The 24,040-nt window shown below is 61.8% G+C and carries 16 protein-coding genes; 2 read left to right on the top strand and 14 right to left on the bottom strand.

Features of this window, described 5'->3' with window-relative positions:
• Positions 1 to 21: 21 nt before the first annotated feature.
• Complete coding sequence (locus AC3WJM_RS09950; protein ID WP_492271799.1) at positions 22 to 948, top strand: ABC transporter ATP-binding protein; 927 nt, start codon at positions 22 to 24, stop codon at positions 946 to 948.
• A gap of 1 nt (position 949) precedes the next feature.
• Positions 950 to 2,218 (top strand): ABC transporter permease, encoded by a 1,269-nt coding sequence (locus tag AC3WJM_RS09945; protein WP_492271798.1) that lies wholly within the window; start codon positions 950 to 952, stop codon positions 2,216 to 2,218.
• A 241-nt stretch (positions 2,219 to 2,459) separates the two neighbouring features.
• Here the strand turns inward: AC3WJM_RS09945 and AC3WJM_RS09940 are convergent, their stop codons facing one another.
• From AC3WJM_RS09940 to AC3WJM_RS09875, 14 genes are all read right to left on the bottom strand, one after another.
• Complete coding sequence (locus AC3WJM_RS09940) at positions 2,460 to 3,425, bottom strand: hypothetical protein (RefSeq protein ID WP_492271797.1); 966 nt, start codon at positions 3,423 to 3,425, stop codon at positions 2,460 to 2,462.
• 519 nt (positions 3,426 to 3,944) lie between these two features.
• The gene (locus AC3WJM_RS09935) at positions 3,945 to 4,787 is read right to left on the bottom strand and encodes a zeta toxin family protein (RefSeq protein WP_492271796.1); all 843 of its coding nucleotides are present in this window, start codon (positions 4,785 to 4,787) and stop codon (positions 3,945 to 3,947) included.
• Complete coding sequence (locus AC3WJM_RS09930; RefSeq protein ID WP_492271795.1) at positions 4,744 to 5,214, bottom strand: hypothetical protein; 471 nt, start codon at positions 5,212 to 5,214, stop codon at positions 4,744 to 4,746. Before AC3WJM_RS09930 ends, AC3WJM_RS09935 begins: the two co-directional genes overlap by 44 nt.
• A 545-nt stretch (positions 5,215 to 5,759) precedes the next feature.
• Complete coding sequence (locus AC3WJM_RS09925) at positions 5,760 to 7,121, bottom strand: M20 family metallopeptidase (RefSeq protein WP_492271794.1); 1,362 nt, start codon at positions 7,119 to 7,121, stop codon at positions 5,760 to 5,762.
• A gap of 53 nt (positions 7,122 to 7,174) precedes the next feature.
• Positions 7,175 to 8,470: a fumarylacetoacetase gene (fahA, locus tag AC3WJM_RS09920; RefSeq protein WP_492271793.1), complete on the bottom strand. Its 1,296-nt coding sequence runs from the start codon at positions 8,468 to 8,470 to the stop codon at positions 7,175 to 7,177.
• Between the two features lie 129 nt (positions 8,471 to 8,599).
• Entirely contained in the window at positions 8,600 to 9,469 is an 870-nt protein-coding gene (locus AC3WJM_RS09915) for an SDR family NAD(P)-dependent oxidoreductase (RefSeq protein ID WP_492271792.1), read from the bottom strand.
• Positions 9,466 to 10,800, bottom strand: a complete 1,335-nt coding sequence (locus AC3WJM_RS09910; RefSeq protein ID WP_492271791.1) for an aspartate aminotransferase family protein — start codon at positions 10,798 to 10,800, stop codon at positions 9,466 to 9,468. The genes AC3WJM_RS09915 and AC3WJM_RS09910 overlap by 4 nt, the downstream gene beginning before the upstream one ends.
• Before the next feature lie 228 nt (positions 10,801 to 11,028).
• Positions 11,029 to 12,834, bottom strand: coding sequence for a hydantoinase B/oxoprolinase family protein (locus tag AC3WJM_RS09905; protein ID WP_492271790.1), 1,806 nt, complete (start codon positions 12,832 to 12,834; stop codon positions 11,029 to 11,031).
• The gene (locus AC3WJM_RS09900) at positions 12,834 to 14,930 is read right to left on the bottom strand and encodes a hydantoinase/oxoprolinase family protein (protein ID WP_492271789.1); all 2,097 of its coding nucleotides are present in this window, start codon (positions 14,928 to 14,930) and stop codon (positions 12,834 to 12,836) included. The genes AC3WJM_RS09905 and AC3WJM_RS09900 overlap by 1 nt, the downstream gene beginning before the upstream one ends.
• A gap of 509 nt (positions 14,931 to 15,439) precedes the next feature.
• On the bottom strand, positions 15,440 to 16,609 hold the full coding sequence (locus tag AC3WJM_RS09895; protein ID WP_492271788.1) for an ABC transporter ATP-binding protein: 1,170 nt from the start codon (positions 16,607 to 16,609) through the stop codon (positions 15,440 to 15,442).
• The gene (locus AC3WJM_RS09890) at positions 16,606 to 18,495 is read right to left on the bottom strand and encodes an ABC transporter permease subunit (RefSeq protein ID WP_492271787.1); all 1,890 of its coding nucleotides are present in this window, start codon (positions 18,493 to 18,495) and stop codon (positions 16,606 to 16,608) included. Before AC3WJM_RS09890 ends, AC3WJM_RS09895 begins: the two co-directional genes overlap by 4 nt.
• Positions 18,435 to 19,553 carry an extracellular solute-binding protein gene (locus AC3WJM_RS09885; protein ID WP_492271786.1) on the bottom strand — a complete coding sequence of 373 codons (1,119 nt, stop codon included), beginning with the start codon at positions 19,551 to 19,553 and terminating at the stop codon, positions 18,435 to 18,437. The genes AC3WJM_RS09890 and AC3WJM_RS09885 overlap by 61 nt, the downstream gene beginning before the upstream one ends.
• Positions 19,554 to 20,640: 1,087 nt before the next feature.
• On the bottom strand, positions 20,641 to 21,969 hold the full coding sequence (locus AC3WJM_RS09880) for an aspartate aminotransferase family protein (protein WP_492271785.1): 1,329 nt from the start codon (positions 21,967 to 21,969) through the stop codon (positions 20,641 to 20,643).
• A complete protein-coding gene (locus AC3WJM_RS09875) occupies positions 21,966 to 23,471 on the bottom strand; it encodes an APC family permease (RefSeq protein ID WP_492271784.1) in 1,506 nt (501 codons plus the stop codon). Before AC3WJM_RS09875 ends, AC3WJM_RS09880 begins: the two co-directional genes overlap by 4 nt.
• Between the last annotated feature and the right edge of the window lie 569 nt (positions 23,472 to 24,040).

The following is a 24,040-nucleotide window of genomic DNA, read 5'->3' as shown; positions in this document are numbered from 1 at the left end:
GAACTTATATAGGGTGTTGGCATGACTGCTGGGGGTGCGGCTGTTGAGCCGTTGGTGCACATCAAAGATTTCAGGATGGACTTCGGGGACACGAAGGTCATCAAGGACCTGTCCTTCGATGTCCGAGCCGGGGAGACATTCGGGTTCCTGGGCAGCAACGGCTCGGGCAAGACCACCACGCTTCGGGCGCTGCTGGGCATCTACCAGCCCACCGCCGGGATCCTGCACATCGGCGGGAAGACCTTCGACCCCCGCGACGGGATCCGGCTCGGGTACCTTCCGGAAGAACGCGGCCTGTACAAAAAGGAACAGGTCCTGGACATCATGGCCTACTTCGGCCGGCTCAAAGGCCTCGGCAAAACACAGGCCCGCGCCTGGTCCCTGGAGTACCTGGACCGGGTGGAGCTCACCGACAAGGCTAGTACCAGGCTGGACAAGCTCTCCGGCGGGGAACAGCAGAAGATCCAGCTGGGCGTGACCATCATGAACGAACCCGAACTGCTGATCCTCGACGAACCCACCAAGGGCTTCGACCCAGTGAACCGACGCCTACTGATGGACATCATCGAAGAGCAGAAACTCGCAGGCTCCACCGTCATCATGGTCACCCACCAGATGGAGGAAGTCGAACGCCTCTGCGACCGGGTGATCCTGCTCAAGGACGGAACCTCCCGCGCCTACGGCACCGTCGCCGAGGTCCAGGAACAATTCGGCGGCGCCGTCTACCGGATCGCCTACACCGGTGTCCTCCCAACATCGGAGCTATACGAGATCACAACCCTCGGCGAGGGATGCGCCGACCTGGCCCCGCAGCACGGTGCAGATGAGACCGCGGTTCTACGGGAGCTGATCAACGCCGGCCTGGCCGTCCGCAGCTTCACCACCGAGCGGGTCTCCCTGGAAGAAATCTTCATCTGCGTCTACGGCAAAGAAACGGCGGCGGCCTGATATGACCACAACACCCACCCGGTCCTCCCTGCTCGGCCGGCACAACCTCGGGACCGTCGTCAGCTTCGAGTTCATCCGCACCATCAAGAAACGCAGGTTCTGGATCGCCACACTCGCGATCCCCGTGGTCATGGCCATCATCTTCGGCCTGGTCTTCGCCAGCAACTCCTCCACCCGCGCCACCGCCGAGGCGCAGAAGAACACCGCACTCACCTTCACCTACACGGACGCGTCCGGGATCATCCCCGACAAGGCCGCCTCCATCATGGGCGGCACGAAAGCAGCCGACCCGGGCACCGCCCTGGACGAGGTGAAAGCCGGCCGGATCGACGCCTACTTCGCCTACCCGGCGAACCCCGCCAAGGAACCCGTGAAGGTCTACGGCGCCGACAAGGGCATCTTCGCGAACAACACCTACGAAGCCGTCGCCAAGCAGCTCCTCACCATCTCGGCACAATCCAGGATCGGCTCCCCGGAGCTGAGCGCCGCCGTCGGCGGGAACGTCACCGGCAACACCGAAACGTTCCGCAACGGGCAGGTCTCCGGCGGCCTCGGCACGGCCATCCCGCCGCTGATGTTCCTGCTCGTCTTCTACGTCAGCCTCATCCTGCTCTCCAGCCAGATGCTCAACAGCACCCTGGAAGAGAAGGAAAACCGGGTCACCGAAATGATCCTCACGACCCTGAACCCGACGACCCTGATCGTCGGGAAAATCATCTCGCTCTTCCTCGTCGGCATCGTCCAGATCGGCGTATTCCTCACCCCAATCATCATCGGCTACACCTTCTTCCGGGACCGACCCTCCCTGCCCGACGTCGACCTGAGCACCCTGGTCTTCGAACCCGGGCCCCTGATCACCGGTGCCCTGCTCCTTCTGGGCGGCTTCACCCTGTTCACCGCCGTTCTCGTGGCCATCGGCACGGTCATGCCCACCGCCAAGGAAGCCGGGGTGATCTTCGGCCCGCTCATGGCGTTGATCTTCGTCCCGTTCTACGCGATCAGCCTGATCCTCTCCGACCCGCACTCCCCCGCCGTCCAGGCCTTCACCGACTTCCCGCTCTCGGCCCCGGTGACCGCCATGCTCCGCAACGGATTCGGAACACTCAGCATCCCCGAAGCGATCATCGTCATCGCCGAACTGTTCATCCTCGGCATCCTCGTCCTGCGCCTGGCCGTCCACCTCTTCCGCTACGGCTCCATCCAGTACTCCGGCAAACTCTCCATCACCAAAACCTTCCGCCGCCGCCCACCGGAACTCACCGGAAAATAGGCAGTGAAACCGCAGACCGGACCCTGCCGTCCGTGACCTGGTTGGGCGGACCCGTCTACCTCCGGGACTCTGAGTGGGACCGTTGCCAGCCCGGGTGGTGCACCCGGCTGAAAGCAACGCCCGTCATGCCGCGGGGCAGCGCCTTCGCCCCCCGCCGTCTCTGGGGTCTGGGCTGGTCCAAACCAGCGATAGCCAGAACCGACGTACGGCGCGCCTAGCCGGCACCGATCGGGCGCCGTGTTTACCAGCCCCAGCGTCGACGCGTTGGGACTTCACGCACCGGGATCTCCCATGGCGCCAGGGGCCTGTCAGGAACGGGGCGCACGTTGTACGGCGTAATCCGTCCTTCTTCGTGTTCCCGTTCAAAGGCCTCCGCAGTGCCTGCCGCATCCCTGCTTTTCAACACGTCAATGGTTCTTGCGAGCACCTCGTCCAGGCGCTGGCATTCAGCTTCGGCCGCAGCCAGGCGTTCGTGGACCGACACCGCCCGGTACCCGCACCATTGCCGCAGCAGCTCATGCCTTGGTTTGTCGTAGCGGACATAGAAGTCGTACTCACGTTCCGGGGAGCTGAAAGCCTCAGTGCCATCAATTGGGCTGATGTAGTCGCGTCCGCGCTTGCAGTGCTCCCGGGTCCTGGCTTCTTCTTCCATGATTTCTGTCAAAATCGCGTGCGGGTTGAAGCGGCAGGCATTCTCCGCGATCGCCAATGTTCCCTCCGGTGACAGGACGAGGTTGCCGTTGAGCTCGAACGAAGGAAACATCTCAGCAAGTTGCGCTGGCGGCAGTCCAATAAGGTTCTCGAGTTCATCCGGTTTGAACACGATGGTGGTGTTGGGGACCCGGCCGCCATTAGGGTCGGCTACGTCTTCGGGAATGAGGCGGCCAAAGGCGATTGTCACAGCGTAGTCTTCCACCTCGTCAAGTCTCTCCGCACCGAGCCTTCGCCAGTTCGCCATGGTCAGGTCGTAGGCGGTTGCTTCGCGCCACGGTACTTTCAACCGGCCGCCCGGCACACTGGTGCGTGTGCCTGACTTCTCTCCGTCCAGGAACTCGATGTCCGCCCGGCTTTTTCGTTTGTCGCGTGTGAGCGCGTGGACGAGCACCCGTTCCGAGGGGTCGAATTCCTTCAGACGGTAAGCCCACTCCTCCCCCAGGCAGGGAAACCCCGGAGCAGGCTGGCCGGGATGATCTGTTGTTTCGGGCACTCTGGAAATCCTTTGGGCAACGGTTGAAGCACTCGGTACCCCGATCATGACACGCCCCGCAGGGCGACGATCGCGTCGGCACTCCAGCCCAGGTCTTCGATGCGGCGGCCGCCCGCTCGACACTGCCGGCAGCCAGCCCCCATAGACTACGGGTGGACAACCGCCCCTTTGCTGCCAACCGCCGAGGATGCTTTCATGCGAAAGATCGAACCTTAGTACCTGTCCTTCAAGTACGAGCTCGACTACCGGGGTGCCCCGGGCATCGGCCGGACCTGCCCGCTCGTCATCCTGCAGGCCGCGCCGGTCCTTGAAGAGGAAGACGCGGAAGGCACCCTGGCGCACCACGGAGCGAAGGCAGCCCTGAGCAGGTACTGGCAGCAGTACGGCTTTGTACCGGACGCCGGCGACTACCTGGTGTACGGCGACTTCAAAGTGCCGAAACCGGCCCTCACGCTGCGGGTTGTTTGATCACAAGTTGTCGTCCTGAAGTGCCGGATCCGAATCGACCCTTCGTTCGGGTTATTCGAAGGTCGTGATGCCGGTTGCTTGGACGTCCCCCGTGACGTCGTCGACGTCAAATCGCCGGAGTGTTCCGCGACCGAGCGCATCGCCCGCCATCCTGGCAAGGCTGAGCGCGTTAGCGGCGCATTGGGATTCGGTGCCGCCGCCGTAGCAATTGTCGATGACGGCGTCGGGAACGAACCGGCCGCCCATCGCGGAATCGCTGACCCTGCCCATCCACCAGCGTTGTCTGGCCCGCTCGATGGCGTTGGTCCGCGTCGTTTCAACGTCAACCACCTCAACCTCCTCGTAACGGGACATGAAGAGCTCGTCGATGTACTGGGCCGGCAGCCTTTCCCATGACAAGGTCCCGTCGATGATGACGTTCTCCCCTGCCGCCAACGCCATCTGGCGGACGAGATTGGTTGTCCTCGTGGAGATGCCGTGGACGTGGGACGCGAGTTCCCGCACACCCACCGGCCCGCCGTCAGGCAGCGTGTAATCGTGGCGGTAACCGAGCAGGCCGTGCCGTTCGGCGTCGTCAAGGATCATGTCCTTGGCATGGTCAGGATCGATGAGACGGTAACCCCGGAGATCCAGCGTTTTCAGCGCTTCAGTCTTGCCTGCACCCGGCGGACCCGCGGCGACCACAACGGCACGGCCGCCACTGGCGACATCCCGCTGCCTGTCCATGTACGCCTTGGCCAACCGGACGACCGCTGCATCGTCAAAGTAAGCAAGGAGCAACTCCGGCGCCTTCTCCAGACCACCGCCAGCCGAGTACAGGCTCGTCAGCGCGGCGTGGACACCATCCCTTTCAGCGGCCAACGGCCGCCCTGACCTCATTGAATTCGGCCTCATCGAGCAGGCCTTGGGCGAACGCGCCGACCACCTGGTCCCACGTGCCCGGGATCCGGCCCTCATGCGGGTAGGGCGCGTCTTCGCCGTCGGTAAACGTCATGGACTTCAGCTTTGTCACCAGCTCCGGCCGCGGTGTGTCATAAGCGAAGGCGCGAAGGATGACCTCCTCCGGTTCTTGCGACGTGAGGATGGCGGGCCGGCGTTCAATAGCTTTGAGCAGCCGATGTACTTTGGCTTGGTTCGTAACGAGAATCTCGGCGATCTGGCGCTGGTTCATTCCCCTGGAGGACGCGTTGTGGACAGCGCGGAGCTCATCCAAAAGATCCACTCGCTGGCGCGCCTGGCGCTGCAGCGCCCCCCGGTGCAAAGCCGCAAGGTCACTGTTGTTCATGACGATCATGGCCATTCCCCTCTCTTCACCTCGCATTGTACTCCCTTGATTCAAAATGAATCAAAGGATTGCCGAAGGACGAGCCCGGCCGTGCCTCCATGCCACGACACCCTGGAGATTGAATATGGCCAAGTTGTTAAGGGTCTTTGGCTGATCTGTTGGGCCAGTTCTGACTATTGCGCAGCAAGTTGGTGCGCAACGTTCGACGGGGCTACCCCGGTCCGCTAGAGGCTCTTATTCAGTGCCGGCATGGACAGCTTGTTCCATACGGCAGCCCGGAAGCATCCACGAGCGATCTGGGGGCTTACGTGCCCGGGTATCCCTCGGCGTCACCACTGAAAGTCGGCGCGGTAATTCGCGAGGCAGCAGACGGAAAATAGTACGCACTCGATCGGTGGCTGGTTCCGCGCGTGGGCCAAGGAGCTAGGTGTAAAAGTCGAAGCAATTCCTCGCAGCTAGAGTGAACTTCGGAACCACGAACGAATGCTGCACACACAATCTGATACATCCCTTTATGACATCTCCGTTGGTGCTTCCAAAGGCCTAACTCAACTCGTATCAGCCGTGGAAGAAAATCAGTACTAGGACCCGACGATGCCGCAGTACTCGAGGGCCGCCACTGCAATTACCTTCGCCACGTCGACGATTGAATTCGTATCGACCCACTCATTGGCCCCGTGAGCGTCGCCACCGAGCGGCCCGAAGACGACAGGTGCCCCGCCCGAATCAACATAGAATGCCCCATCGCACACACCGATGAAACCTGTGACGTCACTGGACCTGCCCAGGGCGTTGCACTGCCGTCGGATGGCCTGCACCAAAGGCGACTCGGGGTCTGTTTCGAACTCGGGGAAGTGTGCGCCGTAAAGGTCCCACGTTATGATCGGCGGATGCGCAACCGTCCAGGGATCAAGCATCGACCAGTGGTGGACAAACTGCTCAAACTCGGCCCGTATCTGGGCTGAAGTCTCAGTCGGCAAATACTTCAAATCAAAGTCAACAGTGACAACATCCGGGGTTGTCGCCGGGTTGGTCATGGTCTCTGGTAGTCCGTCCACGCCAATCCCGTAGCCACCGTGCACCACACTCGGACTGATTGTTGTGATCCCGGGAGGCAAGAGTGGGTGATGCTTGGTGAGGCCCCACGATTTTTCCAGCTGCTGAACGGCGTCAAGAAACCGCTTGAACAGCTCGATGGCATTGACGCCTGGGCGGATCCTGTCGGGGGTGTTGACTTGAGGGTAAATGTCGTTCCAGCGGCAGCCCGTGTGTGCTTGCGCGCCGCGGAGCGTCACCCGCACCCACTCTAACCCTCCCTGGCAGACAACGATCCTTCCTTGAGACGGTTCGGGGACGATTACCCCTGACGCATGGTGCCCACGCCCAACGACTTGACGTGTCCCGAACCCCCCCGCTTCTTCATCGACAACGCTGTGTACGGCCAGCGAACCCGCCAGTTCGATACCGGACGCCGCGATCGCCTCAGCCGCTACGACCGCCGCTGCCAACCCAGCTTTCATGTCGAAAGTTCCCCGGCCATACATGCGCCCCCCGCTGACATACGGCTCATAAGGATTCTGACGCCAAAGGGAGAGATCACCGGCCGGCACAACGTCGATATGCCCGTTAATCGCCAAAGTGGGTCCGCCCCCAGCGCCTTGCCTCAGGCCCACCACGTTGGGACGGCCGGGAGTGAGGTCAAAGGTCTCAACCTGCATCCCCGCTGATCGCAGCCTGTCCGCCACCACGCTTTGAGCGTCAGCCTCGCGATTGAGTGACGGCTCACTCTGGAACTTTGGATTGACCGTCGGGATAGCCACCAGTTCTTGGGTGAGGTCGATGATACCGTCACGATGAGCGTCGAGGTACCTAAGCACATCTGCCCGTGCCCCTTCAATTGCGCCCGTTGTCTCCGTAACAGCTGCGGCAATGTTTTCGTTCAAAGCTCCTCCTTCAGAAAAACTTGCTGGAATTGAGTCCGCTCTTCGCCCTGATCTCAGTACACCGCGCCGGGCCCCGTTTCACACAGCCCCAGATCATTGGCAGTGGAAATATCCCCGTTGCCATGCCTCTGCGCCGCGGCGGTGGAGGTGCTGGCAGGATTGACCGTCCCGGTGACCCGTCCGAATCCGATACGTGTGCCTTCGGGACCTGCGGCCGTGGCGCTGAGTGACACCGTGTCCCCGTCATGGAGGAAAGCCCTGAGGCTGCCATCGGCGAGGGTCAGCGGCTCGCTTCCGTTCCACGCAAGTTCCAATAAGGAACCACGCTGGTTACGTTCGGGCCCGGAAACTGTGCCCGAGGCGAACAGGTCGCCTGTGCGCAGTGAAGCCCCGTTGACGGTCATGTGGGCCAACTGCTGAGCGGCGGTCCAGTACATTTGCGCGAACGGTGGCCGTGCGACGGTCTCGCCGTTCAGCTCGATCTTCAAGCGAATATCCAGGCCCCAAGGTTGCTCTTCGCGGAGGTAGGGCAGTTGCTCGATCTCGGGAACCGGCGGCAAGCATCGTGCCTGCTCGAGGGCATCGAGCGGTACGACCCATGGAGACACGGAGGTGGCAAAGGACTTGCCGAGAAAAGGGCCAAGGGGAACGTATTCCCAGGACTGAATATCTCGGGCGCTCCAGTCGTTCACGAGGACAACCCCGAAGACGTGCTCGGCAAAGGCAGAGGTAGGTACCGGTACCCCCGGAGAACTAGGAACGCCGACCACGAAACCAATCTCTGCCTCAATGTCCAGCCGTTGTGACGGGCCGAATATGGGCAGTTCCTGGCCGGGTAGGCTGTACTGGCCGCAGGGCCTGATTACGGGCGCGCCGGAGACAACAACAGTCCCGGCCCGTCCGTGATACCCGGTGGGGAGGTGCTTCCAGTTGCGGGGCACCGGCTCCTGGCCGGGGCGAAACATCGCCCCGACGTTAGCGGCATGGTGCTTGGAGGAGTAGAAGTCGACGTAGTCGGCCACATCGAAGGGCAAGTGGAGTTCTGCTTCGGCCAGCGGCACGAGATGCGGCTCCACGATTGTGCGGTTCGTTTCGTCGGTGAGCAAATTGACCAGAGCGGCGCGGGTTTGACGCCAGGCGACACGGCCCAGGGCCATGAAGTCATTGAGTGAGTTCGAAGCGAACTCGGCAGCGTGCGGCACGATCGCGATCTGGGAAACGTCCAAGACGTAGTCGCCGATGGCCACACCTACCCGCGGCCTCTCCCCCGTCCGGGAGAAGACGCCGTATGGCAAATTTTGCAGGGGAAAGTCACTGTCCTCGGGTATCGGGAGCCATGCGCTGTTCATGCTGTATGACCTTTCTCCGCTCGATTTTGATCTCGTAGTGTTGCCCTCGCACCAGGACGCGAATTTTCACTGTCAAATAGCGCCGGGCTAAACGTCCCTGTCGGGCTGGCAGGTATTAGCAGGGGCGACTTAATCGTCACGACGAACACCAAGGTTGGTGGCGAGAGCACTTAGCCCCCCGTCGACGGGGAGGATCGCACCGGTGATCCACCGGGCGGCCTGTGAGGCGAGGAAGGCTGCCGCCCCGGCAACGTCCCAAGCCGTACCCTCCCGGTCGACCATACCCGCGCGCCGACGGTTTTCGCGCTGCTGGAGGGTCAGGCCGCGCTGAGTCACCATTGGGGTGAGAACCAGGCCAGGAGCAAGCGCGTTTACAGTGACTCCGCTTGGGCCGTGGTGCGCAGCCATGGTCCGAGTAAGCCCTACCACGGCTGCCTTGCTCGTCGGGTAGGCGAGAGCGTGATGACCGCCCATCAGCCCCGCGACTGATGACATATTGATGATCGATCCATGCCCAGCTCGGACCATCGAGGGGAGCGCAGCCCGAGACATCATTACCATTGACAAGACATTGGCAGTCATGGCGGAAGTCCACATGTCCAGATCGACCTCGGCTGCAGACCCCGGTGGGCCGGCAATCCCGACGTTGTTGACCAGGGTGGTCACTGTCCCGAAGGCCCCGAGCGTGTGCTGGACGGTCCGTTTGCAGTCTCCGAGATCCGTTACATCAGCCACAGCGAGTTGGACTCGCGAAGGCGCGTCATTCGTGCCGATCTCCTCAGAGATGCGCCGGATCGTACGCTCCGCCGCATCATAGTCTCTATCCACGACCACAACATCAGCGCCGGCGAGAGCGAAATAGTAGGCAATTGCGGCCCCGATGCCGAGGAGATGAGTGTCTGAGGGCGAGCCGGCACCGGTGACGATCGCGACTTCCCCCGTCAGATCGACCGCCGCACGGGTCGGGCAGAGACTGTGCGCAGGCTCCGTGACGGTCACCGTGCCATCTCCCTCAATGCGCTGTCAACGGCAGTCAGCGTGTGGGCCACGTCCCCGTCGGTGTGCGTCGCTGATACGTACCACAGCCCGGTCTCTCTGGTGTGCACGCCGCTGCCGAGCATATGTTCGGAAAGTTCTCGCAGCGGTTCAGCGCGCCCGGCGAGCACATCTGCGTAATCGCGCACCGGGTCGGGTGCATCCCAGAGCAGTCGGATGACTGCCCCGACGGCGGTGGCACGCAACGGTGCACCGTGCCTGGCGGCAACATTGTTGACGCCAGTGGTCAGCTCGCCGGACAGGCGCTCCAGGAGGGGGTAAATGTCGTGCTGCTTTGTCTCCAGAACATCGAGGGTGGCGTTGGCGGCGACCACTGACAGGGCGTTGCCGTTGTACGTTCCGGCTTGGGCCACTGGGCCCTCGGCAGCGCGCAAGACCTCAGCGCGGCCCGCGACTGCACTGATCGGGAAGCCCGAGCCGAGTGCTTTGGCCAGCACGGTCAAATCCGGCATAACTCCGAGCCGCTGCTGTGCTCCACCGGGCGCTAGCCGGAAACCGGTCACCACTTCGTCGAACACAAGCAGACAGCCGTACTGATCGCACAGCTTGCGCGCCTCAGCCAAATACCCGTCGGCGGCGAGGAGGTTGCCGCCATTTACTGGGACTGCCTCCATGATTACCGCGGCGATCTCGGAGCCGTGCCGTGCCAGCAGATCGGCCAGCGCCTGCGTATCGTTCCAAGGGCACACCAGTAAATCCGGCCCGACCACGCTGTGGTCGGGGACAATCACTCGGCGCGGCGCCGGTCCCGATCCGACGGGGCTACCCGGCCCGTTGGCTGTGACGGGATCCAGCCAACCGTGGTAGTGGCCTTCGAATTTTACGACGCCCTTTCGCCCGGTGGCCGCCCGAGCTATCCGTAGTGCGAGTTGCACCGCCTCGCTTCCGGTCACGCTAAGCAGGACCATTTCGGCACTGGGCACCAGCCTTATGATCCGTTCGGCCAACTCGGCTTCTGCCTCGTGCTGGCCGCCGAAGAGCACCCCCGCGGTGAGTTGTTCCCGCACCGCGGCGAGCACTGCGGGCGGCTGGTGACCAAGCAACATTGGTCCGAAGCCTGCCACGTAGTCGACGTAGTCGTTGCCGTCAACGTCTACGATGTGGCTGCCGCTGGCCGAAGCGAAGGCCAGGGGTGTTGGGCGGAGAACCGCGCGACGCGCGGAAGTCACCCCGCGGGGAATAACTTTCCTGGCCCGGGCCATGTAGCTGAGCGAGTTTGCGTACCGCTTGTCGCGTTCAGTTTCCGATGACGCCGTGATGGTTTCGCTTGTCATTCGGCTATCTCCCTGTGGTCAATCCCGGCCGAGAACGGGTCGAGATCCCAAGCGCCGGGGTTGGTAGTGGGTTCTTCTGTCATAGTCTGCTCCTGTAATAAGTTGTGGGCGCCGGGCACTCTGACTTAGCACGAAATGGGGACGGCCCGGCGGTCCAGGGTGACGGCTTGGTTCTTCCTTTTGCGGTACCCGTGTGACCGCTGGCGTGCTTCTGCTGCTCGCAGCGGGTCACTTAGATTTTGATCTGAGCCGCTGACGTAGGGCTTCGGTGGCCTTCGCGTCGACGGTCAGTTCGTCGCCCTCGACGTGGAGGATGACGCCGTAGAGCTCACGCGCGCGCTCGGGTGTCTCCCAGAGCTCGCGTACGTCGTTGACCACCTTTTGCAGGTCGCGGTCGAGTGGGTTGCCGTATCCGCCCCCGGAGGACTCCACACCCCGAACCGCTTCGCCCTTGTTAAGGATGATGTTGGCGTTGTTGGGCAGCAGCGTTTCGTTGCCGTCGGTGTCGATGTGCCAGCCGGCGGCGAGAGCTCCGTCATGTCCGCCCAGGACGCCCTTGGGCGCATTGATTTGCCCGTCGCATGGGTAGATTACAGAGACGTGGTCCTCTTTTGACTCGAAAGCCATGTCGAGGGTGGAGCCGCCACGATTTCTGCCCGGGGCTCCGGAAGATGTGAGCATGCGGATGTGGCGGTAGTGGATGGGCATCTTGATCTCGTCTATTTCGATGGAGTCCCGGTACGTAAGTCCCGCAGTACAGGGCAGGTTCCAGGTCAGCCAACCGTCTGACGAGGGGCTGCCGGGTCCGCCGGCGGCCCCCATGAGGAGCTGGTTTACGAACGGCTCGCCGGTGCGCGAGTCATGACCGGCGAGCACTGCGTGGGGAACGCCGAGCCCGATGGGTCCTTCCGCGAGGCCGTACGGTTCGCCGAGCTGGGCGAAGGCGGCGCCGACACAGTTCGTGAGTCTGTCTGTGAGATTCGTGGTGGCCACTGAGCAGCTATGCGGGAATTCGGGGATACCTACCGCTGCCCCCTTCCTGAGCTTTACTTCGATGCGCCGGAAGGCGCCTGCATTCTTGGGTACGCTGGCGCGTAGGCTGTTGTAGATTCCGCTGTAGACCGCTGAGATGGTGGTGGCTTCGGTCAGATTAAGGCCACAGTCGACGTTGGGGATGTTGTCGGTCAGGTCGACGTCAATGCGCCCGTCCGCCGGTTTGACCTCGATGCTGACCTTGAACGGCAGCCCCTCTGGCAGGTAGGGGAGGAACGGATCGTGGGCGCCGGTGTTGTGCAGGGTGGCCGCCGGAAGATTCCCGATAGCCTTTGCCATCAGGCTCTCCGAGTAGTTGAACCAGTTTTCGATGAAGTCCTTGACGACGTTTTTGCCGTATTTGGCGCACAATTCCTTTAGCCGGCGTTCGGCGACGCGGGCCGAGCCCAGCGATGCGAGGAAGTCCCCGTGCCACTGCTGCGGGACGCGGATGCGCGCCATGCACATGCGCATGATGTTCTCGTCACTGACGTAGTCCCGTTGGACCCGCACGGCGGGAAAGATGAGGGCACCTTCCTGATAGACGTCCTTTGCGGCGGCGAAGTATGTCGTTGGTATGGAATTGCCGATGTCCGCTTGATGTGCCTTTGCCACGGCAGTGAACATGTGCTCACCTTCAACGAATACCGGAACGAGCACGGTGTGGTCGGCGGCGTGGGAGTTGCCTCCATAGGGATTGTTATCTAGGAAGGCATCGCCTTCGGCCAGGTCCGGGTGTGCGGCCACTACGTCTGATGCTTGGAGCTGCACGCCGAAGATGTGGACGGGGATGCCTTCCGCGCAGGCTAAGAGCCGGCTGTCGGCCGTCGCGATCGCGCACGAGAAGTCGCGTCCGCTGTTGATGACCGCCGATCGGGCGGACCGGAGCATGGTGCTGGTCATTTCACGGACGATCCCGTCCATTTTATTCGCCAGGACAGAAGTCAGGATGGGGTCGAAGTCGATTGTGGTGGGGCTCGTATTGAGGGTCTGGGCCGTCATCAGAGGGCACTCCCTTCGAGGTCGTTGATGTGAAGGATGTAGTTGCCTGATCCACTGACCTCGGCGGCCATCCCAGGGTAGACCACCAGGGTGGTTGTAGGTTCCTGGATGATCGCCGGACCCGGTACGTAGGTGCCGAGGGTAAGATCGTCGGGTAGATAAATATCCGTATCCATGTGGCCGAGCGGCCCGAAATAACAGTTCCGGGTCTTGGCGGGGACACCACGCAAGCGCTCGGTGGGGCTCGTCGAAGGTTGTATGGCGGCATCGACGCTCTTGGCGATCAGACGCGCCTTCCAGCTGATAAATTCTATGCTGGTCTTTTCGTCGCGCACGGCAAAGAGTCGCTCGTGCTCGGCGTGGAAGGCGTCTGTGACGCGGTCCAAGTCTTCTGGGCCGTGAAATCGTGCGATCGGCAGGGGGACGACTATGTCCCAGACCTGGCCGGCGTACCTGGCTTCGGTGAGGTATTCAATCCGGTAGTCCCCCGGTGTCGAACCGAGACCCCCCGCAAACTTATGGAGCCCGGTTTCGAGCGTTTCCAATGTGGAATTAACCTTGTTGAAGTTGAAGTCGCCGGATCGGGTGATCATGGGCGACGACGCCTCCTTGACAATATCGGCGAAGTGCATGCCTGAGGCAGACAGTGCCGCGGCGGTCTTGGGCAGGATGACTTTCTCGCTGCCCAGTTCATATGCGATTTGCATGATGTTGATGCCGGCGGCGCCGCCACCGGCTACGACAGTGCTTTCCTTTGGATCCAAGCCTTGGGAGATGGTCATGTCGTTGACGGCCTTAACCATGTGGTCACTGGAGAGCGTGAGAATGCCCCATGCGGTCTCCTGAACCGTCTTCCCGAGCAGGCCGGCGATCCGCGCCACGGCAGTGTGGGCTGCCTCAACATCCAGCTCCATACGTCCGCCTAGAAAGTAGTGAGGGTCAAAGAATCCCAGGACGCAGGCAGCGTCCGAGAGTGTCGCTTGCGTCCCGCCCCGCCCATAGCAGGCTGGGCCAGGTTCAGAGCCCGCGGATTGGGGTCCGACCCTCAGCAGCCCACCCTCGTCGACCCAGGCGATAGATCCGCCACCCGACCCGATGGAACGGACGTCCACCGACGATATGCCGAGCAGGTCCCCTTCCCATTCGCCGCCCAGCCAGGTTTCGCGCGTGTAGATCAGTTCGGAGTTGCGTGAGAGGGCGACGTCGAAGGTTGTGCCGCCGGTGTCGCAGACGATGGTGTTGCCGCCGAGTGATTCAGCCTGGGAAAAAGTTATTGCCGCAACGGGGGCCATCGCGGGCCCCGACTTTGCGGCGTTGATCGGAGCGTCGATCATCTCGCTGATGCCCATCACACCTCCGATGCTGGAGGAGACCAACAGCTGGCCCTTGTACCCATAGTCCCGCAGGTCATTCTCGAGCCCGCGGAAGTGTCGCTGCATCAGAGGCTTGAGCGATGCATCGATCGCCGCGGCGGAGGCCCGACGATATTCTCTGACGGCAGGCGCAATCCGGTGCGAAAGTGTGTACGGAACCCCCGGGAGGACTTCTTCGATGAGTTCACCCACACGCAGTTCGTGTGCAGGGTTGATGACCGACCAAAGAAAGCAGACGGCCACTGACTCAAAGGACGCGTCCCGCAGGTGCGCAAGGATCCTCCTGACTTCGTCCTCGTCCAGTTCAGTTACGACCTGGGCCTCGGAGTTGATCCGCTCCGGCACCTCAAAGGTCCGCCGCCGAGGAATGTAGGGCTCGGGGTACTCGGTCAGATAATCGAAGACATCCCGTTTGCCGCCTTCCTTCAGCAGCAGAATGTCGGGGAATCCTGCGGTGGTCAAAAATGCCGTCTTGGCCACGGTCCGGTTGACGATGGCGTTTGTGGCGCGTGTGGTCCCGTAAATGAACAGGTCCGTGTTCTCCAGAATTTCCCTTGCGGAAATACCTAGATCCTCTCCGATCCGGCTCAGGGCTTTTTCCATGCCCTCGAAGACCCGCTCATGCGTAGTCAACGCCTTGCCGATGTACATGTTGTCGTGTTCATCGCTGACGACCAGATCGATGAAGGTTCCGCCGGTGTCGGCGGACACTGTGTAATGCATGAATGTTTCCTTCGTGAACAGTTGCCGGGGTAAATCAACCCAGCGAGATGGACGGCGACGCCTCGGCCCCGTTAGCCTCACCCGAGACGCCTCCGGATGAATGGCCTCGGACTGCGCTCGTATGTGGGGGTGCTTTCGCTCGGGAGCCCATCGGATGAATCACTTGTTACAATTTTCTCTCGATACGACCGATATGTTATGAGAGTAACATCGCTGGAAGCCTGATGGAAGACATCGAGGGCTGGAGGCGTTCCCCAGGGCTCGGTCGACTACTTCCGGAGGTTAGGCAAAACTCGCGAAGAACCTCCAACACGGGTCAGTGTCCTGAAACCTTCTGTCGCGAATAGCGTTGCCCCTGCCGCCTGGATGTGACAATCGCGTTCGCCCTCGTCGTCATGCCCCACGGGCGGACTTCTAGGCCATTGAGCAGACCGTCAACGATTGGCCGCGAGGCGGAGCGAGCGGTTCTATTGCCGCCCAATTTGCCCGCCTCGGCGGCCTCGTTACGTTCAGTCGGCGCCGGAATCCAAGACGTGGGTGCGACCGACGTCGATACGCAGAGTAACCGTTGATCCTTCGCTGATGTGGTCAATCCCTGCCCGTCTGGCGCCGGTGAATGTCCGAGGAAGCCGGACGATCAGTTCCCCAAGGGTGCTGGTGCACCGCCAGGCGACCTCTCGGCCTGCGAAGCGACGTGTCTGCACCGTTGCCTGGATGCAGTCGGCCGAGTCACTGGGTCCGTCCGTCAGGTCGAGGCGCTCGGGTCGTATGGCCACAGAGCAGTCGCCTGAGGCAGGCTTGTCTGGGCCGCACCATAGCACGACGTCGCTGTCTTTAGCGAGTACTTGCCATCCGTGGGGTCCAGGCTCTACGGTGCCGTCGATGACGTTGCAGTCTCCCACAAAGGTTGCGACGAACCGTGAGGCGGGGTAGTCGTAGATTTCCTCTGGCGGGCCGATTTGTTCGATCCTGCCGTCGCGCATGACGACGACGATGTCGGACATCGCCAGTGCTTCCTCCTGGTCGTGCGTGACGTAGAGGAATGTGCTTTTAACCCTGGCGTGGAGTTCTTTGAGCTCGATCTGCATCGCCTCGCGGAGCCTACGGTCAAGGGCCCCGAGGGGTTCATCGAGAAGCAGGACCGGCGGCTCGTAGACCAGCGCTCGAGCCAGAGCGACGCGTTGCTGCTGACCACCGCTGAGCTCAGTCGGCTTGCGTTGGCCGAGATGGCCCAGCTCGACCATGTCAAGGGCGCGAGAGACCCGTTGAGCAACCTCTGCACGCGGGATCGAGCGCGCTTCGAGGGGGAATGCGACGTTCTCGCTGACGCTCATGTGGGGAAACAGGGCGTAGTTCTGGAACACCACGCCGAGGTTCCTCCGGTCTGCGGGTACACCAACGAGGTTCCGCCCTGCCAGGCAGACGGAGCCGGAGTCGGGTTCTACGAATCCGGCGAGAATCCCAAGCATGGTGGTCTTTCCCGATCCGCTGGGGCCCAGGATCGACACGAAATCACCGTCCCGGACCTTGAGCGAGACGCCGTCCAAGGCAGTCATGTTGCCATAGGTCTTGATGAGGTTGTCAAAGACGAGATAGCTATTCGCGTCGGCATTCGTGGGGGCCATGGATGGGTCCGTACGGTGTGAGGAGATGGTTTCAACAACGGCAGGTTCGGTCATGTTTCACTCCGATTAGTATTGGCGGAACGTCGCGTGGCGTACAGCCCAAGGGCCGCGAATGCAGCGATGGCGAGGGTGAGCCCGATTAGCAGAACGCCGACCGCAGCGAGTTCGGGGCTGAGGTTCTGCCTAGCGTCGGACCAGAATTTCAGCGCCAGGTTCTGGAAGGTAATGCCGCCCACGAACAGCGTGACGGTGAACTCGTCAATCGATGTCAGGATCGCCAGAACGGCCGCTGTGAGCAGTGCTGGCCTCAGCAGGGGCAGGGTGACTCTGCGGAGCCTGCGCCAAGGCGATGCGCCGAGTGAGTGCGCGGCTTGATCCCATCGGGGATCGTAGGAGCTCAACGCGTTGAGGATGTTCACGTAGACATACGGCATCGCGATGAAGCTGTGCACGACCGCGATCGCCTGCCAGTTGCCGATGAGGCCGAGCTGCGTGAAGACGGTGTGGACCCCGGTGGCGTACATGATGGCTGGGACGATCAGCGGAAGCACCGCCGCGGCCACGATCGTCGAACGCGCGAAGGGTCGTACCTTGCTCGTGCGCAGTGCCAAGAATCCTCCCACGACGAGCGCCAGGGCGGTCGCCAACAGCGCGGTCTGTAGAGAGAGCTGGACGGCATCGCCCCACGACGGGTCATCGAACAACTGGGTGTACCAGGTCGTCGACCAACCGCCCGTCGGGAAGGCCAGGAGGGGCAGCGGCTGGAACGACATGCCGAAGAGGTAGACTAGCGGGCCGTCGATCACGATCACGGCGAGGACGACCATGGCACGGATAAGGATGTGGCGCCGGCCAGAGCCGACGGGAATCCGGCGCACCACAGCCCAGAACGACTGGTGCGAGGAGCGCTGGCGCTTGGGCTTGCTGTCCTTGCGGTTCAGACGCCCACCGGTCGTGAGCCCAAACACTTCTCCAGCGCCTAGCGAGCGTGCAGTCAGGGCCAGCACCAGCACCACGACAACAGCCAAAATGACGCTCAACGAGGCTGAGTACGCCGGCGAGACTCCGAAGGTCTCCCCCTGCACGACCTGCTGCACCACGAGAGTGACTACTGTCGACTCCGAGGGACCGCCGATCAGGGCAGGGGCCACATACATGCCTACGGTCTGGATGAAGACCAGCACGGCCCCGGACATGACACCGGATTTCGTCTGCGGCGCATATACCCTCCAGAAGCTCTCCAGATGGTTCGCGCCGAGCGTTCGCGCTGCCCGCAAATGCGATGGGTCGATCCGTGACATCGACACATAGCAGGTGAGGACGACGACGGGCAGGAACACGTTTACTAGCACGGCCAGGACGCCTATGGCAGTGTAGTCAAGCGTTGGTGTCCTGATTCCGAACCAGTGCAGTACCGCGACGACAGGGCCTTTGACGCCCAGGATCCCGATCCAGGCGTAGGTCCGGACCAAGAACGAGGTCAAGTAGGGAACAATTAGCAGGGCGAGGAGAACCGTGCGGGAGCGCCGCCCCATCAGGGTCATCGCGTAGGCCACCGGGTAGGAGATCAGGGAGATGACCAGCGTGGCCACTGCTGCGAACAGCAGCGAGCGTCCGAGGATTAGCAGGAGGGACGGGGCCACCAGCTGCTCGCCGTATGCGCGCCAGAAGGGATCGATGCCGACGCTACGCTGGAGGGCGACGAACAGCGGCACCGCTAGGCCGAACACGAGGTATGCCGCGACCAGCAGCCATGCCAGCCTGAACCCCCATCGGCGGAGCGGCATCGGGTCGCTGGTCCTCGCCGACTTGCGAAGGGAGCTTGCTCCCTGGTCGCGGACCTCGGGAGCGGTTCCGGGGTTGGTCATGGTCATGGGCTTCAGCTCCCGCTCGCCCACTTCGCGAAGCGGGCGTAGGTCGGTGCCCCGTTCTTCTCCCACCAGGTGTTGTCCTGCTTGATCGTTTGGCCGATGTTCGACGAATCCGTCACCATATATTTCTGCAGGTTGGGGTCGACTAGCTGTGCGGCCTTCGCGTACGCCGGCGAGATGCCGGTGTCCTGGGCGATCGCCGCCTGGACCTTGGGCTGCATGTAGAAGTCGATGAGCGCGACCGCCCCGTCGACATTCTTGGCCGTGGAAGGGATGCCCACGCCCATGCCCACGCGCACCGCCTGGTTGAACGTCATATCCAGTGGCAGCCCCTTGGTGATGCCCTGCATGATGACCGAGCTGAAGCCCACCGTGTAGTCATTTTCGCCGGTGCCGAGCTGGTTGACCTGGTCCGCATCAGTCGAGAAGACATGGACGGGCGCATTCTTGCGCAATGTGGTCAGTTCGTCGAACGCCTTGTTCACATCAAGCGGGTACAGGCTCGGTCCAGGTGTCCCATTTCCCAGCAGGGCTGCCTCCAAGTCGCCGAACCCCCAGCTGTACAGACCGCGGGTCCCCTTGTACTTGGAAGTGTCGAAGAAGTCTGCCCACGAGTTGGGGTGATCGTTCCCGACTTTGGTGTTCCACGCCATGACGATGCCGTAATAGCCAGCCGTGACGACATCGTCCTGGTATTCGTCACTTCCGAGCCCTCGCTCTTTGCCGATCTGCGCCAGCCGGGGATCCTTCTTGAGCACTCCCTGACTGGCCCACGCCTGCATAGGCCCATAGGAGCTGCCGAGGACAACGTCGCCGGCGAACTGATTGGACTGTACCTGCGTGAGATACGAATCACAGCAGTTCGTGGTCACCGTGACCTTCGCCCCGGTCGCGGCCTCGAAGGGCGCGGCAACATCCTTCTTCACCACATCGCCGTAGACCCCGCCGATGGTGTTGAGGACGATCGTCTGACCCTTGAGATCGGGCAGCTTGAGCACGGTGTCAACTTGCGCTGGTGAAGTGGCCGTGGTGGCCGAGCCGCCGCAGCCGGTCAAAGCCACGACAATGGCCGCACTGGTCGCAATACACCAACCTCGGATGCCGAGCGGTCGCTTGCTGCTGTTCATGTGATTCTCTTTCCTTGATTGACGTGCGCCGCGGCACTGGGTGCCGTGGGACGGTGTAGCAGGTAGCTTCGCGAGCACGGCGCTGACCAAGAGGTCCAGCCGGTCCTGCTCCGACGACGACGTCGGCGTGGAGCTCTCGCTTCTTACCTGCCCTGACGTTTCTTTCCGGGTTCACCGCGGGGATTTCTCCTGGGTGGTTTTCGATCCTGTTGAGCCAAGCGCCAGAACGGGTGTGACCGCGGTGTTGACAGCATGGAGTAACGTCGGGGACTCTTTCCGGGAGGCGATCAGGCCCGCCCATTAGGCTCGAAGTAATGTTATGTCTCATTCTTATTCCGAGTCAATGCTTCTCTCTGAGTATTTTATTACAGATCAAGTGCGCATCCGAGCGGGGCACTTTCCTTAAGAGTCGCGACACTGGCTGCCTGAAGCCGGTCATCCTTCTTCTACCTGGTGGCTGCGGCAAGGGCCCCGCAGCCTCAAGCCGGACGCGTCCACTCAACGTCCTCGTCGGTGACTTCGACAGAGCCGACGATCTCCCGCACACGGTTCGGCAGACCTTGCGAAGAAGCCTTTGGAATAGCTGCTGGACGATCGATCCCGGACGGGTCACCTCTGTCCAGCCCACGCTCGCCAGACCTCGCGAACGCTGCAGCCAGGGCGCTCCTGGGGGCGCTTGGTCGGGATAGCAGTATCCGAGGCTGCAGTTGGTCCGGACCGCTGCGTGGGAACGAAGTTCGCGGATGCCTCTGTTTCGCGACCGCGTTGGCTAACCCTGACAATCATGGTTCGCGTCTGACCATCCTTGGTGGAACAGAAATATGCCGTTCCTGATGGACACTTTTGCTGCTGGCTGGGGCGGCCGGTGCCGGACCGGAGTACTTCCAACCGGGACCAGGCAGCACCGACGGAACCATCCTTGACGATATCTGTCGGGACTCGCCGAAGGTTATAGTGACGCAGAATGTGAGGTGGACTCGAGTTATCGACTCATCGCCTGAACTGTGGCCATGCCGCCCGGGCTCTCCTGGTTCCCCCGCCTTCGCTACTCGACACTGGCTGACCTCGAAGACTTACTGACGCGCAGTCACCAGCCAGCATACGGGGCCAACTCTTCATCGCTGACGGCGCCGGTGATGGCATCGTTGATCGCCTGGTCGATGATCCGGGCGGCCCGATCAATCTCGGCGTTTGTGATCACCAGCGGTGGGGTAATCTCCAAGACATTATCGCCCACGTAGTAGAAGACGGCTCCCAGCTGCCAGGCACGGTAAACCACCTGCCGTGCCAGTTTCGGATCCGGTTCCAATGTGGCCCGGTCCTTGACCAGCTCGATGCCGATGGAGAGTCCTCTGCCTCGGACCTCCGCGATCCGTTCGGCTGCTCCCCCGCCGTACGCTCCGCGCCCGTCGGCGAGATTTTGCAAGGCGGCGACTAGCCTGTTCCCTGCCTCAAGGGCCCTTTCGGGAAGGCGGTCTTCAACGATTGTACGTAGCACCGCTCTGCCAATAGCTGTGCAAACGGGGTTGCCGGCCGTGGTCAGCAGGGCGGAGGCCACCGGGTGGTCGAGGATTGCGGCGGGGCCGATGGCAGCGGAGAGCGGTAGGCCGCCGCCGAGCGCCTTACCGAAAACGACGATGTCTGGCTCAATGCCTTCGGCGGAGAACGCGTGGAGTGTTCCGGTTCGCCCCAGCCCCACTTTTACTTCGTCGCAAATCATTGGTACGCCATATTCCCGGCATAGAGCATACAATTTGGCCAGGAATCCGTGTGGAGGAACCACGAGTCCACCATCGGAGAGAATGGGCTCGACAATCAGGCAGGCCACGGCGTTTGTCTCAAGGTTTTTGCGGGCCAGGGCGAGGACCGCGTCTACGGTTGATTCGATTTCGCCAGTAAGGGGTCTCAGGGGGTTAGGGTATGGCAAGAAGACCACATCCTGATCCGGGTCATGTCCGGCGGCCACCTGCTGGCCGGATACTGCCATTGAGGTGCCGATCCCTCCGTGATAGCTATGTTCAAACGCTAGCACCGTGCGGCGGCCCGAGTGGTGCCGGCATGCCCTAAGAACGACGTCATTGGCGTCCGAACCAGCGTGTCCAAAATAGACGCGCCGTTCACCCGAACCGGGAACCAGCGCCAGCAGTTCCTCTGCCAGGCCCACCGAATCGGGATGAACAGCGGAAAGACAGCTTGACCCGGCTGCCTTGGACACTGCCCGGTTCGCAGCCTGGACCACGGCAGGGTGTCCGTGGCCAAGACCGGAAGCAGTCCAGCTGGCTGAAAGATCTAGGAGTTCACGTCCGGAGGGCTCAATCAGAGTCGATCCTCGTCCTTCCACGACCTCGAGAGGGAAGAAGCGGAGTTTCTCAATTCCAGCAACTACTCGCGCTTCACGCTGGTACAGGCTGGTCATGACAAGCTCCCTTCCAATGTGTTGGCGTCGACACCCAGCCTGTCCAACTCAAGCTCCTGATTCAGCGAAGCGCCTACTCTTGCTGCGACACGGGATGCCGCCAAGGCCAGCAATACTCCGATTATGCACCAATAAACTCCCAGCATTGGGGCATCTGCGGGGCCTCGGGCGTCCTTCACACTGAACCACAGGACGATGGCGATCACTAGTGCCCCGACAGCCGGCAGTACGATACCGGCTATCTTGCCCCGGCCGCCATGGACGGCGACGAATTTCTTATGCCAGACGAACCGCACAGCGGCCACTTCCACCATGAAATAAGCGACCATGAGGCATACCGTACCTGCGACGGCAAACAGGAAGTACGTGTCGACCGCGGAGTTGCCCGTCCCCATTACCGGCCAGCCCGTCAGGGCACAGACCAAGCCTGCCATCAGAGCAATGGCGATGACAAACACGCTGGCGCGTTGTGGACCGTTCGTCTTTGGATGCAAGACAGAAAGCGCAGATGGGCCGAAGCCGTCCCGAGCGAAAGCATAGAGCATGCGTCCCGCCGTGGCAGTCGAGGCGACATGGCAACCAAACGCCGCGCAGCTCGCAGTGATGATAACGATCAGGCTGAATCCAGGGCCGACATACTCGTGCCCTAAGTCTCCGAGAGTGTTGGCGGAGGTCTGCATGCGGGAAAGGCCCGCGCTGTCGGTTCCAAAGCCAATGGTCTGCGCGGCCATGACCACGGTGAAGAGCACACCGGTCAGGACCAGCGTTCCTCCCAGTGCACGAGGGATGTTCCGCTTGGGATTGTCCGTCTCCTCCCCCAGTGAGGCACATGCTTCGAAGCCGGCCCATGAAAGGAACGCGGCGACCACACCGGCTAAAACCTGTTCGGTGTTAACTCCTTCGAGGCTGAACACTGTGAAGTCCATTCCAGTAGCCGGAGCCCCTCCTTTGACGAAGATAACGACGACCAAAACCACCATCGCAAGGATGCCCACCCCTTCGATCACCAGCAGGATCTTGGCGATTGTGGAAGCTTCCCTGCCGGCCAGAAGAAAGGAAATTACAGCCCCTACGATGATTACAAAGGGCCAAGGAATCTGGATTGGGTCAGCGGATCCGTTCTGAAGTTCGGCCAGGAATGCGTTGACGAACGCGCCGGTCAACGCCAGCGTCCCGATTGAGAAAGCCACATAGGTTCCGAGCATGGCGAATCCCGCGAAGAATCCGGCACGGGGACCAATGGTTACGCCCACCAGCGCGTACGCGGAACCGGCATGATTGAGGTGCCGGGTGAGCCGCACGAAGCCATAGCCAACCAATGAGACACCGACCAGACCAATCAGGAATACCAGCGGGATTGACTTGCCAACGAAGCCGACCAGACCCTGCCCGTTACCCGCCATGGCCAGGGTGGGCCCCACTGTCGCCAGTGATAAGGCCAACGCGGCCCACAGCGGGATCTTTCTCTTTGATGGTTTATTTGGCACCGGATTTGATGACATGTTTGACTCCAAACCTTTCAGGAAGTATTGGGAAACGTCCAGGCGAGCCGGAAACGCCTCCAGCGGTCTCTAGCGCAGATCTTGATGACGCACTTGCCAATGTCCACAACGGCACAACGTTGACGGGGATATGGGAGAAGGCCACCGGCCGACGGTGTGCTCCAGCCCGGCGGGGAAACTGAGTGCTCGACACTTATGGTGGGCGACCGCAGACAGTTGTGGGTGCGGCTTCCAAGCTGACCTGCTGGACATGGATGTTGTGCTCCATTGCGAGAGGAGAAGGCGGGCCTTACGGCAACCTCGGAGATGCCGAGCTGCTCCGAGAGAATAGGCACCAGAGGTATCCGCCGCGGTGGAAGGGGATTGCAATGCGTGAGATACGTTACATCCATCCACCTCAGAGGACAAGGATGAAATAAATATTTCTCGACGGCAACACGAAAGTGATCGGCCGGAGACGGCGTGCTCCCGCATGAGAAGGGTGGTCTTGTTGGTGCATCAGGCCGCGGGCTCGCCCCCGGTCCGTACGATCGCCACGATCGCCACTGTGATCTGCTCTACCGACGGGA

Source organism: Arthrobacter sp. FW306-1B-G06A, assembly GCF_058781765.1.
This window is presented reverse-complemented; position numbering and strand designations above follow the sequence as displayed.

Coding starts and splice junctions, on each gene's coding strand:
- AC3WJM_RS09950 (WP_492271799.1), top strand. CDS start 22: ATGACTGCTGGGGGTGCGGCTGTTGAGCCGTTGGTGCACATCAAAGAT.
- AC3WJM_RS09910 (WP_492271791.1), bottom strand. CDS start 10,800: ATGACAAGCGAAACCATCACGGCGTCATCGGAAACTGAACGCGACAAG.
- AC3WJM_RS09895 (WP_492271788.1), bottom strand. CDS start 16,609: ATGACCGAACCTGCCGTTGTTGAAACCATCTCCTCACACCGTACGGAC.
- AC3WJM_RS09900 (WP_492271789.1), bottom strand. CDS start 14,930: ATGCATTACACAGTGTCCGCCGACACCGGCGGAACCTTCATCGATCTG.
- AC3WJM_RS09875 (WP_492271784.1), bottom strand. CDS start 23,471: ATGTCATCAAATCCGGTGCCAAATAAACCATCAAAGAGAAAGATCCCG.
- AC3WJM_RS09945 (WP_492271798.1), top strand. CDS start 950: ATGACCACAACACCCACCCGGTCCTCCCTGCTCGGCCGGCACAACCTC.
- AC3WJM_RS09930 (WP_492271795.1), bottom strand. CDS start 5,214: ATGCGAGGTGAAGAGAGGGGAATGGCCATGATCGTCATGAACAACAGT.
- AC3WJM_RS09880 (WP_492271785.1), bottom strand. CDS start 21,969: ATGACCAGCCTGTACCAGCGTGAAGCGCGAGTAGTTGCTGGAATTGAG.
- AC3WJM_RS09905 (WP_492271790.1), bottom strand. CDS start 12,834: ATGACGGCCCAGACCCTCAATACGAGCCCCACCACAATCGACTTCGAC.
- AC3WJM_RS09885 (WP_492271786.1), bottom strand. CDS start 19,553: ATGAACAGCAGCAAGCGACCGCTCGGCATCCGAGGTTGGTGTATTGCG.
- AC3WJM_RS09935 (WP_492271796.1), bottom strand. CDS start 4,787: ATGAGGCCGAATTCAATGAGGTCAGGGCGGCCGTTGGCCGCTGAAAGG.
- fahA (WP_492271793.1), bottom strand. CDS start 8,470: ATGAACAGCGCATGGCTCCCGATACCCGAGGACAGTGACTTTCCCCTG.